The sequence below is a fragment of the Proteus columbae genome, from assembly GCF_009914335.1.
Lineage (GTDB): Bacteria > Pseudomonadota > Gammaproteobacteria > Enterobacterales > Enterobacteriaceae > Proteus.
Window position 1 is genome coordinate 995,303 of the sequence record NZ_CP043925.1, and the last position, 13,895, is coordinate 1,009,197.

A 13,895-nucleotide genomic window follows, 5' to 3' on the forward strand; every position below is an offset into this window, starting at 1 on the left:
CTTTCAGAAAAAAACTAGACGATTTACAATGTCAACACGAATAAGTTTATCGGGGGTTTTACTTCTGACAGAAGAAATTCTATCTTATCCCTACTTATGTATTCGTTGGCTAAGTAGAGGTAACAATAAACCTCCTCTAACTAGATTTCTAATTTCTGTTTTTCCAGCTTGATTTCGGGATAATTATGAGCAAAAGCACCGCTGAGATCCGTCAGGCGTTTCTCGACTTTTTTCATACTAAAGGACATCAAATAGTACCTAGCAGTTCTTTGGTTCCAAATAACGATCCAACATTGCTGTTTACAAACGCAGGGATGAACCAATTCAAAGATGTATTTCTTGGATTGGATAATAGACCTTATTCCCGAGCGACAACCGCGCAACGCTGTGTGCGTGCTGGTGGTAAACATAACGATTTAGAAAATGTGGGTTATACCGCTCGTCACCATACCTTTTTTGAAATGCTAGGTAATTTCAGTTTTGGTGACTATTTCAAACATGATGCAATCAATTTTGCTTGGGAATTATTAACAGGCAAAGAGTGGTTCAACTTACCTAAAGAAAGACTTTGGGTAACGGTATATGCCACAGATGATGAAGCTTATGATATTTGGAATAAAGAAATTGGTATTCCAGCAGAAAGAATAATCCGCATTGGTGATAACAAAGGCGCACCATTTGCATCAGATAACTTCTGGCAAATGGGTGATACAGGTCCTTGTGGACCTTGCACTGAAATATTTTATGATCATGGTGACCACATTTGGGGCGGACCTCCAGGCTCACCAGAAGAAGACGGCGATCGCTATATTGAGATCTGGAACATCGTTTTCATGCAATTTAACCGTCAATCAGACGGCACAATGGATCCATTGCCAAAACCATCGGTTGATACAGGAATGGGATTAGAGCGTATTACCGCTGTTTTACAGCATGTAAACTCTAACTATGACATTGATTTATTCCGTTCTTTAATTAAATCAGTTGCACAAGTGACTAATGCAACTGATTTAGAAAATAAATCATTACGTGTTATTGCCGACCATATTCGTTCTTGTTCATTCCTTATTTGTGATGGCGTTATCCCTTCTAATGAAGGCCGTGGCTATGTTCTGCGTCGTATTATTCGTCGTGCAGTACGTCATGGTTATATGCTTGGCGCTAAAGATACCTTCTTCTATAAGTTAGTAGCTCCATTAATTGAAGTTATGGCAGAAGCGGGTGAAGAATTAAAACGCCAACAAGATATCGTTGAAAAAGTATTAAAAACGGAAGAAGAGCAGTTTGCTCGCACGTTAGAACGCGGTCTGCAATTATTAGATGAAGAGCTTGCTCAATTAACAGATGACGTTCTTCCAGGTGAAACCGCTTTCCGTCTTTATGATACTTATGGTTTCCCTCTTGATTTAACTGCCGATGTTTGTCGTGAAAGAAATATCAAAGTTGATGAAAAAGGCTTTGAAGTCGCGATGGAAGAGCAACGTAAACGCGCTCGTGAATCCAGCGGTTTCGGTACTGACTATAATAGTTTAATCAAAGTGGATAGCCGCAGTGAGTTTTCTGGTTATGAGCATGATGAACAGCAGGGCACAATTACCGCTATTTTCCATAACGGACAATCAGTCACTGAATTAAAAGCAGGTGAAGAAGGTATTATCTTCTTAAATAAAACCGCATTTTATGCAGAGTCTGGTGGTCAAGTTGGTGATAAAGGTGTTCTAACAGGTAAAGATAGCCTGTTTGAAGTCACAGATACGCAAAAATACGGTAAAGCTATTGGTCATATTGGTAAAGTTAACGTAGGGTCATTTATTGTTAACCATAAAATCAATGCAGCCATTGATACTGCTCGTCGTGACGCTATTCGTTTAAATCACTCTGCGACGCACTTATTGCACGCTGCATTGCGCCAAGTTCTGGGCACGCATGTCACGCAAAAAGGTTCTTTAGTTAACGATAAATATCTGCGTTTTGACTTTTCTCATTTTGAAGCTGTTAAACCAGAACAATTACGAGAAATTGAAGATATTGTAAATGCGCAAATTCGTCTTAACTCACCTGTTGTTACTGAGTTAATGGATCTTGAAGATGCGAAAGAAAAAGGTGCGATGGCACTCTTTGGTGAAAAATACGACGAACGCGTTCGTGTTTTAACCATGGGTGACTTCTCTACTGAGCTTTGCGGTGGTACTCACGCTTCTAGAACGGGTGATATTGGTTTATTCCGCATTGTCAGTGAGTCAGGTACTGCGGCTGGTATTCGTCGTATTGAGGCGATTACGGGCATTGCAGCAATTGAGAGTATTCATGAACAATCAGATCTTATCTCTCTTGTTGCACAAGTTCTAAAAAGTGATGGTACAAACTTGGTCGAAAGAATCAAAACAGTCCAAGAAAAACATCGTTTATTAGAAAAAGAACTCCAACAACTAAAAGATCAGCAAGCTGCCCAAGAGAGTTCCTCTTTAGGTAGCCAAGCTAAAAACGTGAAAGGTATCAAACTTTTAGTTCGTGAGCTTAATGGTGTTGAGCCGAAAATGTTAAGAACAATGGTTGATGATTTAAAAAATCAATTAGGTTCTGCAATTATTGTGCTTTCTACTATTTCTGATGGTAAAGTGAGCTTAATTGTTGGGGTCACTAAAGATTTAACTGCTAAAGTTAAAGCGGGTGAGCTAATTAGTTTTGTAGCACAGCAAATTGGCGGTAAAGGTGGCGGTCGCCCTGATATGGCTCAAGCTGGTGGTACTGACGTTGAAGCCTTACCTGCTGCTTTGGCAAGTGTTGACGAGTGGGTTGAATCGCATCTGTAAGCGATAGCAACCTGAAAAAAGGCGCTATCCCTGTTTGTATCGGGATAACGCCTTATAGAGATATTGATAATCCGTTAAATAATCAATCACTAAATTTATATTTTGTTATGAAGTATGAGTTACTTGTGATAAATAATGATTATACGAATTGACAATGTATGATGGATAATGGCCGGGAAATTCTAGAGACCCGACTCTTGTAAATTTTCAAGGAGCAAAGAATGCTTATTCTAACTCGTCGAGTTGGTGAAACGCTTATGATAGGCGATGATGTGACCGTAACCGTTTTAGGGGTTAAAGGTAATCAGGTACGGATTGGCGTAAACGCACCCAAAGAAGTATCAGTCCATCGTGAAGAGATCTATCAACGAATTCAGGCCGAGAAAACTCAGCCTACTGATAACTACTAAATCAATTCCCATTTTTTAGTCAGTTACAATTCATTCGTAAGCGTCCACACTTTTGCCGGGTTTGGGCGCTTTTCTCTTTATAAGACTTTTGATTCCTTTCTTTGTTCCTATCTTCGCTCTCCTTGAACTGTATTTATTATTACACTATCCGTTTATTCTGATTGACAGAATTGAAAGTCTTTTTACCTCTAATCATTCGCTTCACAATTATTTGATGTGTGAATGAATTTATTTACTAAGAGAATAAAATACTTGAATGATTTTTCATCAGAGATATCATTGTGTTTAGAACTTTTTTAGCCAATCTTGATGATAAACGCATCAGTTTGTTTGTGAAGTGTTCAAACAAACGTATATTCGTAAAAAGTTGAGAAAAATTGTTTGACTTCTTAGGCTGAGAAAGTAATATGTGCGCCACACAGAGACGAGATGTTCAGTAAGAACTTCTTCGAGTGGTTCTAAATATGGTGAGATGGCCGAGAGGCTGAAGGCGCTCCCCTGCTAAGGGAGTATGCGGTCAAAAGCTGCATCGAGGGTTCGAATCCCTCTCTCACCGCCATTTAGATTTGCATCCTTAGCTCAGCTGGATAGAGTACTCGGCTACGAACCGAGCGGTCGGAGGTTCGAATCCTCCAGGATGCACCATATTCCAACCCCATGATTAATGTATGGGGTTTTTATTTTGGTGCAAATGGTGAATAATTTGCATTAAAAGCGTAAAGTATTAAAACGGCGCATCCTTAGCTCAGCTGGATAGAGTACTCGGCTACGAACCGAGCGGTCGGAGGTTCGAATCCTCCAGGATGCACCATCTCATTACTCAGATTGCTAATTGCAATATGAGCAGCTAGAAAAGTAACTACGATGCATCCTTAGCTCAGCTGGATAGAGTACTCGGCTACGAACCGAGCGGTCGGAGGTTCGAATCCTCCAGGATGCACCATCTTTTATTAGATATCTTTAGTTTATTGTTTCTAGCAAAAACGTCAGACCTGCATCCTTAGCTCAGCTGGATAGAGTACTCGGCTACGAACCGAGCGGTCGGAGGTTCGAATCCTCCAGGATGCACCATCTTAAAAGCCTCGCTTATTGCGGGGCTTTTTGCTTTCTACCATTCTATTATTTTTCATAATATAACGTCTTTGTTTAGCACCAACTAACAATGCTAACATCATCTAATCAGCGACAATTTAGTGACTTTGCGATAAAGTAACTCCTATCTATTTACTAACATCAATCAACGCGGGAGGTCACCTTTGATCCCGGACGTATCAAAAGCGCTTTCTTGGTTGGAAGCACACCCTAAAGTTTTATGTGGCATCCACCGTGGTATAGAGCGTGAAACTTTAAGAGTTACGCCAGAAGGCAATTTAGCATCAACAGAGCATCCTATTTCATTAGGTAAATCATTAACTCATAAATGGATCACAACTGATTTTGCTGAGTCTCTATTAGAGTTTATTACACCTGTTGATGACAACATTGCACATACCTTGCATTTTTTAGGTGATTTACATCGCTATACAGCACGTCACTTAGATAATGAACGTATGTGGCCTATGAGTATGCCTTGCTTTATTGAAGCCGAAGATAAGATTACCTTGGCTCAATTTGGTACATCTAATGTTGGGCGTTTTAAAACACTCTATCGTGAAGGGCTTAAAAATCGTTATGGCGCGTTAATGCAAACTATTTCAGGTGTGCATTACAACTTCTCACTGCCTATCGAATTTTGGCAAGCATGGGCAAATGTAAAAGATGAAGAGAGTGGGAAAGAGGCGATTTCTGATGGTTACTTACGTCTTATTCGTAACTATTATCGCTTTGGCTGGATCATTCCATTCTTCTTTGGTGCATCACCGGCAATTTGTGGATCTTTCTTAAAAGGAAGAGAAACAAATCTACCATTTGAAAGTACTCCTAAAGGGGCGAAGTATTTACCTTATGCAACTTCATTACGTTTAAGTGATTTAGGGTATACCAATAAATCTCAAAGCGATTTAGATATCACCTTTAATCATCTTGAAACGTATGTCAAAGGGCTGAAAAAAGCGATTCATAAGCCTTCTGAAGAGTTTGCTAAATTAGGTGTTAAGAAAAACGGTGAATATATTCAGTTAAACACCAATGTGTTGCAGATTGAAAATGAACTCTATGCGCCTATTCGTCCTAAACGCGTGGTTAAGGGGGATGAATCACCTTCTGATGCGTTATTACGTGGTGGTATTGAATATATCGAAGTTCGTTCACTTGATATCAATCCATTTACGCCAATTGGCGTTGACGAAACTCAAATTCGCTTCCTTGATTTATTCTTGATCTGGTGTGTATTAGCTGATGCTCCAGAAATGAGCGCCTCTGAATTAGCGTGCTGCCGTTCAAATTGGAATAACGTTATTCTAGAAGGACGTAAGCCAGGTCAAGTTATTGGAATGGGTTGTGGTGAAAGAAAAGAGCCATTAGCTCAAGTGGGTAAAGCCTTATTTGCTGATTTAGAACGTGTTGCTAATGTTCTTGATTGCTGTTCAGGCACTAAATATATGGAAGTTTGCGTTAAGTTAGAAGAAATGTTTGATAATCCTGAATTAACTTTCTCTGGCAGACTTTTAGATAAAATTAAAACGCAAGGCATTGGTGGTTTCGGCTTGTCTTTAGCTGAAGAATATTACCAAGAATTAATTAAAACACCTTATGAAACGTTAACCGATGAAGCTTTTGATCATGAGAGAATTTCATCCATAAAACGTCAAGAAGAGTTAGAAAAGAGTGATACCATTTCTTTTGATGAGTATTTGAAGATCCATGCGGGGACAAACACCGATAACGTGGCTTCCTAAACTTAGATAGAAAAAAGCCACACTAAGATTTGTGTGGCTAAAAAATTCTATAGAGAAATAGGGATGATAACAATTTGCGCGTATTCATTACTAAGACCAGGCTACTTGCAGAAAGTTTCATTTTTTCTTAAAAATATTTAAATTTTTCTTAGGAGGTTTTTTATGCCTTTATTGGATAGCTTTACTGTTGACCATACACGTATGTCAGCACCTGCTGTACGCGTTGCTAAAACAATGAAAACGCCATCAGGTGATACCATCACGGTATTTGATTTACGTTTTACTGTGCCAAATAAAAAAGCCATGCCTGAGAAAGGAATTCATACTCTAGAGCATCTGTTCGCTGGATTTATGCGTAACCATCTTAATGGTGATGGTGTTGAGATAATTGATATTTCCCCAATGGGATGCCGTACAGGCTTCTACATGAGCTTAATTGGACAACCTGAAGAGCAACGTGTAGCTAATGCATGGAAAGCGGCAATGGAAGATGTTTTGAAAGTAAAAGATCAAAACCATATCCCAGAACTGAATGTGTACCAATGTGGTACCTATGAAATGCACTCACTGACAGAAGCACAAGATATTGCACGAGATATTTTATCTCATAGTATTGGCATTAATCATAACGATGAATTAGCATTACCTGAAGAGACTTTAAAAGAGCTACATATTTAAGTCACTGTCACTTCATAAAATTAGGGGACAATAGATCAAGAAATTCGCATCCTGATTTATTGTCTCTTTTTTATTTTTATCTCCTTTATTATTTTTCTTTTCTCTACTCCATTGTTTTATTTTCTTATCTTCTTATATTGTTAGCACAGTAATGGATTAAATTTATGCTTAATACACGGAGTACACTTCTGTTATGGAAAATCGCAAATTCTCATCACCTAAATTAGTGTTAGAGTTTTTTGTTCGAGAATTTTATTTTGTAGGTAAAGGCACATTGCGTACCCAATTTCCTAAAGATGCCTTTTTCTATCAAGGACGTTCTAAAGCACTTGAATATCGTTACTTTGAACGAGTCCACAAAAAGTATGTTAAACGCTCTCAGTGTGAACCAGAGCTTATTATCAAGCCTGATTTATTATTGCTATCATCCGAACTCAATACTGAATTATTTACCAAAATCACTAAACCACAAACAAACACCATAATGAAAATAAGTGGTGATTATCTTTATAAAGAAAAAGAAGAAGAGCAATATCGTTGGTATTTTCAACAAGATAAAATTAAAACAAACAGTTATAGCGGTGATAATTCACAGTTAAAATATGAAAATATTTGTAGCTTAGCACCTCATCATTTTAATATTGAAGCGATAAACGGTGAAGAGGCGCTTATTACTAATTTTCCACGCAAGTCCCTTTCTCTTACTTTGAATAAAGGAGAAACTGCGTGTTTTATTTGTCGGCGTGAAGAGTATGGTGCTGATTATTCTTATCAGCCTGCATTAAACTTAGTTATGTGGGTCAAAAATCATGGTTTCTATTCTGATTATCAACAATTAAAACCTGCAAAACTAATACAAGAGCAAGCGATAGAACCTTTCTATATGAAACCCGCCAGAGAGTTTGATTTTCGTAATAGCAAATTACGATTTGAACTAGGATAAACAGTAAGAAATAAGCGCCTTAGAAGGCGCTTATTTTGTATTCACTAATGATGTGGGATTGAAAGGTGGCGAATTAATGCCTTTTTAATGACGTTATCTTGAACTTCAAGTATTTCAAATTCGTAGTCACTCACTTTTATTTTATTACCTACAACAGGTAAGTCTCCCAACTCTTCAATAATGACGCCGTTGATCGTTCGAGCTTCATCTTCAGGTAAATGCCAACCAAAAGCTTTATTGATATCTCGAATATTTGTTGTACCATCGACTAATAATGAACCGTCTTTTTGTGGAATAACTTCTTCAGCTAAAGATGGGGACATCGAGGTAGTAAAGTCACCAACAATCTCTTCAAGAATATCTTCAACAGTGACTAAACCTTGAATTTCACCATATTCATCAACCACAACACCCGCTTTTTCATTATTACGCTGGAAGTTGACGAGTTGTAGGTTTAATGGTGTGCTTTCTGGAATAAAGTAGATTTTATCGGCCGCTTTCATCAGAATTTGCTTAGTAAATTCTTTTTTCTCTGTCATTAAGCGATAAGCTTCTCGTACTCGTAACATACCAATTGCATCGTCGAGAGTGTCACGATAAAGCACAATTCGACCGTGTGGAGAATGAGTTAATTGTCTTACGATAGATTTCCATTCGTCATTGACGTCGATACCAAAAATCTCATTTCTTGGCACCATAATATCGCCAATCGTCACTTTTTCTAAATCTAAAATCGACAGCAACATGTTCTGATTTCTTTGCGAAAGCTTTGATTTAGATTCATTAACGATAGTTCTCAATTCTTCTTTTGAGACTGCATTTCCCTGTATTATTGGGGATTTGATACCCAAAATACGCATGAGTATTAATGTGATTTTATTAAAAAACCAAACAATAGGCAGCATCATTTTTTGCAAAGGAGAAAGAATAACACTACTTGGATAAGCAACGCGCTCTGGATAAAGTGCCGCGATTGATTTTGGAAGCACTTCAGCAAAAATAAGGATAATAAAGGTCAGCACACCCGTGGCTATTGCTACACCTGCATCACCATATAAACGCATACCAACAATGGTAGCTAGTGCAGACGCAACAATATTAATCAGATTATTGCCAATCAATACTAAACTAATCAATCTGTCAGGACGTTGTAATAATTTTTCCACACGTTTTGCAGAGCGATTTCCTTGTTTTGCAGCATGACGAAGACGATAACGATTAATCGTCATCATACTGGTTTCAGTCCCAGAAAAATAAGCTGAGGCAATAATCATACATACAAGTATGATAATGAGCGTAGTTGTCGACACATGCTCCAAAATTGAGATCCTTTTGCTACCCTAAAATAGAAAATTAATTAAGCACTAACTCTTGTAATAAACGATTACCGAAAAAAGCTAATGTCAAAATAATAGCGCCAATCAAATTAAAGATAATGACTTTCTTTCCTCTCCATCCTTCTCGGAAATGTCCCCATAATAAAATGATGTAAACAAACCAAGCAATGATAGAGAAAATAGATTTATGGATATTTTCTTTACCAAAAATATTATCCATATACACCAAACCTGTACATAAGGTCAGTGTCAGCAATACGACACCTACTTGTGTGATATGAAACATTTTACGCTCAATTGACATTAATGGTGGCATTTGAGGTGAGAATTTTAGTTTCTTATTTTTTAGTTGATAGTCGAGCCAACTAAGTTGTAAAGCATATAGAGCGGCAATTAACAGTGTGGCATAGCTTAATAAAGCCAGCCCAATATGAATAAAGAGTGATGTGCTACTTTCAAGATGTGTAACAAATTCACCCGGCATCAGCGCTGCAATAACAAGATTGACTATTGCGAAACAATAAACAATAGGCAGCAAGAACCATGCACGGCCACGAGAAGCCACAATCGTCATGATAACGCAGACCATCAGGCTCACAATCGCACCTAGATTGGTGAGTGAAAGATTTTGTCCGCTGTGGGGGCGGAAAATTAAAAATTTTAATGAAATGGCATGTGCAATAAGTGCAACTACCGCAAATAGTAGAGCTAATCCGCGGTATCCATTCTGCTCTTTTCGTAACAGACCGGGCAAAAACAGCACCAGACTGAGTAAATAAGCGCAGACAGCGACGATAGAGATTGATATAACGGGCATAGTTTCGCTTACATATATTGTTTGAATAACTTCCTAGTATAGCGCTAGGAGCATACGGCTCCAACTATTGAAGTCATTAAGCTTAAATCTCTATGCAGAGATCCGCGAGTCATCGTGATATAATCGGTGGCATACATGACCGATAAGCCCAACTTTAACACTGAGCTAAGATAATGTTTGAGAATTTAAGTGACAGACTATCGCGCACATTGCGCAATATAAGCGGTCGAGGAAGACTGACCGAAGAAAACATTAAAGAGACACTGCGTGAAGTACGTATGGCTTTATTAGAAGCTGACGTTGCCTTACCTGTGGTTCGTGATTTTATTGCGCGCGTCAAAGAGAGCGCAGTAGGGCATGAAGTTAACAAAAGCCTGACACCGGGTCAGGAGTTTGTGAAGATTGTTCAAAATGAACTCGTCAATGCGATGGGGGAAGTGAATACTGACCTTGATCTATCAGCGCAACCGCCAGCTGTTGTGTTAATGGCAGGTTTGCAAGGTGCCGGTAAAACAACCAGTGTCGCAAAACTAGGTAAATTCTTAAAAGAGAAAAAGAAGAAAAAAGTTCTTGTTGTTTCTGCTGACGTTTATCGCCCAGCAGCGATTAAACAGCTTGAAACGTTAGCCGAAACGGTTGGCATTGATTTCTTCCCTTCAACTGTTCAAGAAAATCCAGTTACAATTGCAAGTAATGCATTAAAACATGCGCAACTTCAATTCTATGATGTATTGCTGGTGGATACAGCAGGTCGTTTACACGTAGATGAAGGCATGATGGAAGAGATCCAACTTCTCCATAAAGCCATTAATCCAGTTGAAACCCTGTTTGTTGTTGACGCCATGACGGGTCAAGATGCGGCAAATACAGCAAAAGCATTCAATGAAGCATTGCCATTAACAGGGGTTGTATTAACCAAAGTTGATGGTGATGCGCGTGGTGGTGCGGCATTATCTATTCGCCATATCACGGGTAAGCCAATTAAATTCCTCGGTGTTGGGGAAAAAACAGAAGCCTTAGAGCCTTTCCACCCAGATCGTATTGCCTCTCGTATTTTAGGCATGGGTGATGTTCTGTCTTTAATTGAAGACATTGAAAGCAAAGTTGATAGAGCACAAGCTGAAAAGCTAGCGACAAAGCTTAAAAAAGGTGATGGTTTTGATCTAAATGATTTTTTAGATCAATTAAAGCAGATGAAGAACATGGGCGGCATGGCGAGTATGTTAAGCAAAATGCCGGGTATGTCTCAGGTGCCAGATGCAGTAAAATCACAAATGGATGATTCAATTTTAGTGAAAATGGAAGCGATTATTAATTCCATGACTAAAAAAGAACGCCAAAAACCAGAAATCATCAAAGGTTCTAGAAAACGCCGTATTGCAGCGGGCTCAGGAACACAAGTGCAAGACGTCAACCGTTTATTAAAACAGTTCGATGATATGCAACGTATGATGAAAAAAATGAAAAAAGGTGGCATGGCTAAGATGATGCGTAGCATGAAAGGTATGATGCCACCTGGATTCCCAGGCCGATAAAATCAAAAAGCCTGAAAAAAAACGTGCTTTGGATTGCTTTTTTCGCCAAAGTGAGTAAAATTTTCGGGCTTTTTATATGACAACCGGACTCCGTTCCTCGATGGCGTCTGGTTGTTTTATTAACTAATGAGGATGTTATGGTAACAATTCGTTTAGCTCGTGGCGGCGCAAAAAAGCGTCCGTTTTACCAAGTAGTAGTAACCGATAGCCGCAATGCACGTGATGGTCGTTTCATTGAGCGTGTAGGCTTTTATAACCCACTGGCAACCGGTAATGCAGAAGAATTACGTTTAGACGTAGACCGTGTTGAACACTGGGTTGCTCAAGGCGCAACAGTTTCAGAACGTGTTGCTGGCCTGATCAAATCAGCGAAGAAAAGCGCTTAATCTGTCGCGGTGGTAACAATGAGCGAACAAAAAACCTTAAAAGAACCTATAGAACCTATTGTAATGGGTAAATTGGGTTCACCTTACGGGATCCGTGGTTGGCTCAGAGTTTTTTCCTCCACCGAACACGCCGAAAACATTTTTGAATATCAACCGTGGTTTATTCAACGTCATGGACAGTGGGAAACTATTGAAATTGAAAGTTGGAAACATCACAACCAAGATATTATCGTCAAGCTAAAAGGTATTGATGACAGAGATGCGGCTAATATCCTGACTAATTTTGAAATTGTTGTGAATGCTTCGCAACTTCCAGAGCTTGAAGGTGAATATTACTGGAAAGATCTGATGGGTTGCCATGTAGAAACTGACAAAGGCTACGATCTGGGTGTCGTTACTGACATGATGGAAACGGGCTCAAATGATGTCATGGTCATTAAAGCTAATCTGAAAGATGCGTTCGGTGCCGGGGAACGGCTAATCCCGTTTCTTGATGGGCAGGTTATCAAGAAAGTCGATCTCTCAGCGAAAAAAATTATCGTTGATTGGGATCCTGGTTTTTAGATTATTCCGGTTAACGGTTCTCAATAGTGGGACACAAAAATGTGGATTGGGGTAATTAGCCTATTTCCAGAAATGTTCCGCTCTATAACCGAGTACGGGGTGACTGGTCGGGCAGTGAAGCATGGTCTGCTTAATGTAGAATGTTGGAATCCCCGAGATTTTACATACGACAGACACAATACCGTTGATGATCGTCCTTATGGCGGTGGTCCTGGTATGTTGATGATGGTACAACCTTTAAGGGAAGCCATTCATCAAGCGAAAGCTGCGGCAGGTGATGGAGCAAAGGTGATTTATTTATCACCTCAGGGACGCAAACTCGATCAACAAGGAGTTTGTGAACTGGCAACAAATGAGAAGTTAATTCTGGTTTGTGGTCGGTATGAAGGTATAGACGAGCGTGTCATTCAGACTGAAATCGATGAAGAGTGGTCTGTAGGTGATTACGTATTAAGTGGTGGGGAATTACCTGCCATGATAATGATAGATGCAGTAGCGCGCTTTGTACCGGGTGTTCTCGGACATGCAGCCTCTGCGAAAGAAGATTCTTTTGCTGAAGGTTTACTGGATCATCCTCACTATACTCGCCCAGAGGTTTTAGATGGTATGGAAGTTCCGGCAGTTTTACTGTCAGGCAACCATGCTCATATTAATCGCTGGCGCATGAAGCAATCACTGGGTCGAACCTGGCTAAGAAGACCTGAGCTTCTGGAAAGCCTAGCTCTGACTGACGAGCAAAGAGTGCTGTTAACAGAGTTCCAACAGGAACATCTGTCAGGAACAGCAGAGTAAGTCTGACACAAGATGTCATTAATATCAGTTTACCTAGGGTAAGAGAGTTATTATGAGCAATATTATTAAACAAATCGAACAAGAACAGATGAAGCAAGATGTTCCTTCATTCCGTCCTGGTGACACTTTAGAAGTTAAAGTATGGGTTGTTGAAGGTTCTAAAAAACGTCTGCAGGCATTCGAGGGCGTGGTTATCGCTATTCGTAACCGCGGTCTGCACTCTGCATTCACTGTTCGTAAAATTTCTAATGGCGAAGGTGTTGAGCGTGTATTCCAAACTCACTCTCCAGTCGTAGATAGCATCACTGTGAAACGTCGTGGTGCGGTTCGTCAAGCTAAACTGTACTACCTGCGTGAGCGTTCAGGTAAGGCTGCTCGTATTAAAGAGCGTCTTAACGCTAAATAATACGCTTTCGCACATCCGAAAGTTATTGTTAAAAGGTCAGCATTTGCTGACCTTTTTTATATCACCCCATGTTGAAAATATTGCTTGTTAGTTTTTACCTCTTTTACCTCTATATCCCTATCTTATCTACTCTTCATATGTCGAGATTCATTAAAAGATAAACTGTAAATATATTTTTACAAAATGGTATTTTAATTCAATCTTCATCACATTATTTATGCTCTCTTTGTTTATTGTAACTAATTGTTATTTATTATTTATTTGCATCAAAATATCTATCGTAAAGATATGATTACAATGTTGTCAAAATTATTAAAAATATGGATTGATTTCTTTACATCTCGTGTTATCTTATCTTTCAGACACACAAAAATCAC

The 13,895-nt window shown here is 39.1% G+C and carries 12 protein-coding genes and 5 tRNA genes; 15 read left to right on the forward strand and 2 right to left on the reverse strand.

The annotated features are described in order from the left end of the window. The first annotated feature begins 185 nt into the window (after window positions 1-185). From alaS to F1325_RS04640, 10 genes are all read left to right on the forward strand, one after another. Window positions 186-2,813: an alanine--tRNA ligase gene (alaS, locus tag F1325_RS04595; protein WP_109373933.1), complete on the forward strand. Its 2,628-nt coding sequence runs from the start codon at window positions 186-188 to the stop codon at window positions 2,811-2,813. Window positions 2,814-3,034: 221 nt separating this feature from the next. Next, the gene (gene csrA / locus F1325_RS04600; RefSeq protein ID WP_004244778.1) at window positions 3,035-3,223 is read left to right on the forward strand and encodes a carbon storage regulator CsrA; all 189 of its coding nucleotides are present in this window, start codon (window positions 3,035-3,037) and stop codon (window positions 3,221-3,223) included. A gap of 466 nt (window positions 3,224-3,689) precedes the next feature. Further along, window positions 3,690-3,782, forward strand: a tRNA-Ser gene (locus F1325_RS04605). Window positions 3,783-3,791: 9 nt separating this feature from the next. Beyond that, window positions 3,792-3,868: transfer RNA gene (locus F1325_RS04610), tRNA-Arg, on the forward strand. Between the two features lie 89 nt (window positions 3,869-3,957). After that, window positions 3,958-4,034 (forward strand) — tRNA-Arg (locus tag F1325_RS04615). A gap of 55 nt (window positions 4,035-4,089) precedes the next feature. After that, window positions 4,090-4,166: transfer RNA gene (locus F1325_RS04620), tRNA-Arg, on the forward strand. A 51-nt stretch (window positions 4,167-4,217) separates the two neighbouring features. Continuing rightward, window positions 4,218-4,294: transfer RNA gene (locus F1325_RS04625), tRNA-Arg, on the forward strand. Window positions 4,295-4,479: 185 nt separating this feature from the next. Further along, window positions 4,480-6,060, forward strand: coding sequence for a glutamate--cysteine ligase (gene gshA, locus F1325_RS04630; RefSeq protein WP_109374403.1), 1,581 nt, complete (start codon window positions 4,480-4,482; stop codon window positions 6,058-6,060). Between the two features lie 162 nt (window positions 6,061-6,222). Beyond that, window positions 6,223-6,738 carry an S-ribosylhomocysteine lyase gene (gene luxS / locus F1325_RS04635; protein WP_109374402.1) on the forward strand — a complete coding sequence of 172 codons (516 nt, stop codon included), beginning with the start codon at window positions 6,223-6,225 and terminating at the stop codon, window positions 6,736-6,738. A 193-nt stretch (window positions 6,739-6,931) separates the two neighbouring features. Continuing rightward, window positions 6,932-7,681 (forward strand): hypothetical protein, encoded by a 750-nt coding sequence (locus F1325_RS04640; RefSeq protein ID WP_160230053.1) that lies wholly within the window; start codon window positions 6,932-6,934, stop codon window positions 7,679-7,681. 44 nt (window positions 7,682-7,725) lie between these two features. Here the strand turns inward: F1325_RS04640 and F1325_RS04645 are convergent, their stop codons facing one another. Together F1325_RS04645 and F1325_RS04650 are read right to left on the reverse strand one after the other, a co-directional pair. Beyond that, the gene (locus tag F1325_RS04645; protein ID WP_109374400.1) at window positions 7,726-9,000 is read right to left on the reverse strand and encodes a CNNM domain-containing protein; all 1,275 of its coding nucleotides are present in this window, start codon (window positions 8,998-9,000) and stop codon (window positions 7,726-7,728) included. A 34-nt stretch (window positions 9,001-9,034) separates the two neighbouring features. Continuing rightward, window positions 9,035-9,835 carry a cytochrome C assembly family protein gene (locus F1325_RS04650; RefSeq protein WP_109374399.1) on the reverse strand — a complete coding sequence of 267 codons (801 nt, stop codon included), beginning with the start codon at window positions 9,833-9,835 and terminating at the stop codon, window positions 9,035-9,037. A 173-nt stretch (window positions 9,836-10,008) separates the two neighbouring features. Between F1325_RS04650 and ffh the strand changes: the two genes are divergently transcribed. From ffh to rplS, 5 genes are all read left to right on the forward strand, one after another. After that, window positions 10,009-11,370 (forward strand): signal recognition particle protein, encoded by a 1,362-nt coding sequence (ffh, locus tag F1325_RS04655; protein WP_023580979.1) that lies wholly within the window; start codon window positions 10,009-10,011, stop codon window positions 11,368-11,370. A gap of 137 nt (window positions 11,371-11,507) precedes the next feature. After that, window positions 11,508-11,756 (forward strand): 30S ribosomal protein S16, encoded by a 249-nt coding sequence (gene rpsP, locus F1325_RS04660; protein WP_004244772.1) that lies wholly within the window; start codon window positions 11,508-11,510, stop codon window positions 11,754-11,756. A gap of 18 nt (window positions 11,757-11,774) precedes the next feature. Further along, complete coding sequence (rimM, locus tag F1325_RS04665) at window positions 11,775-12,320, forward strand: ribosome maturation factor RimM (protein WP_109374398.1); 546 nt, start codon at window positions 11,775-11,777, stop codon at window positions 12,318-12,320. Window positions 12,321-12,359: 39 nt separating this feature from the next. Continuing rightward, window positions 12,360-13,112 (forward strand): tRNA (guanosine(37)-N1)-methyltransferase TrmD, encoded by a 753-nt coding sequence (gene trmD / locus F1325_RS04670; protein ID WP_109374397.1) that lies wholly within the window; start codon window positions 12,360-12,362, stop codon window positions 13,110-13,112. Between the two features lie 52 nt (window positions 13,113-13,164). Continuing rightward, on the forward strand, window positions 13,165-13,518 hold the full coding sequence (rplS, locus tag F1325_RS04675; protein ID WP_023580978.1) for a 50S ribosomal protein L19: 354 nt from the start codon (window positions 13,165-13,167) through the stop codon (window positions 13,516-13,518). Window positions 13,519-13,895 lie beyond the last annotated feature (377 nt).

What these genes read in the sequence shown, in the direction of transcription:
- alaS (WP_109373933.1), top strand. Translation starts at nt 186, where the DNA reads ATGAGCAAAAGCACCGCTGAGATCCGTCAGGCGTTTCTCGACTTTTTT.
- csrA (WP_004244778.1), top strand. Translation starts at nt 3,035, where the DNA reads ATGCTTATTCTAACTCGTCGAGTTGGTGAAACGCTTATGATAGGCGAT.
- luxS (WP_109374402.1), top strand. Translation starts at nt 6,223, where the DNA reads ATGCCTTTATTGGATAGCTTTACTGTTGACCATACACGTATGTCAGCA.
- F1325_RS04640 (WP_160230053.1), top strand. Translation starts at nt 6,932, where the DNA reads ATGGAAAATCGCAAATTCTCATCACCTAAATTAGTGTTAGAGTTTTTT.
- F1325_RS04650 (WP_109374399.1), bottom strand. Translation starts at nt 9,835, where the DNA reads ATGCCCGTTATATCAATCTCTATCGTCGCTGTCTGCGCTTATTTACTC.
- ffh (WP_023580979.1), top strand. Translation starts at nt 10,009, where the DNA reads ATGTTTGAGAATTTAAGTGACAGACTATCGCGCACATTGCGCAATATA.
- rpsP (WP_004244772.1), top strand. Translation starts at nt 11,508, where the DNA reads ATGGTAACAATTCGTTTAGCTCGTGGCGGCGCAAAAAAGCGTCCGTTT.
- rimM (WP_109374398.1), top strand. Translation starts at nt 11,775, where the DNA reads ATGAGCGAACAAAAAACCTTAAAAGAACCTATAGAACCTATTGTAATG.
- trmD (WP_109374397.1), top strand. Translation starts at nt 12,360, where the DNA reads ATGTGGATTGGGGTAATTAGCCTATTTCCAGAAATGTTCCGCTCTATA.
- rplS (WP_023580978.1), top strand. Translation starts at nt 13,165, where the DNA reads ATGAGCAATATTATTAAACAAATCGAACAAGAACAGATGAAGCAAGAT.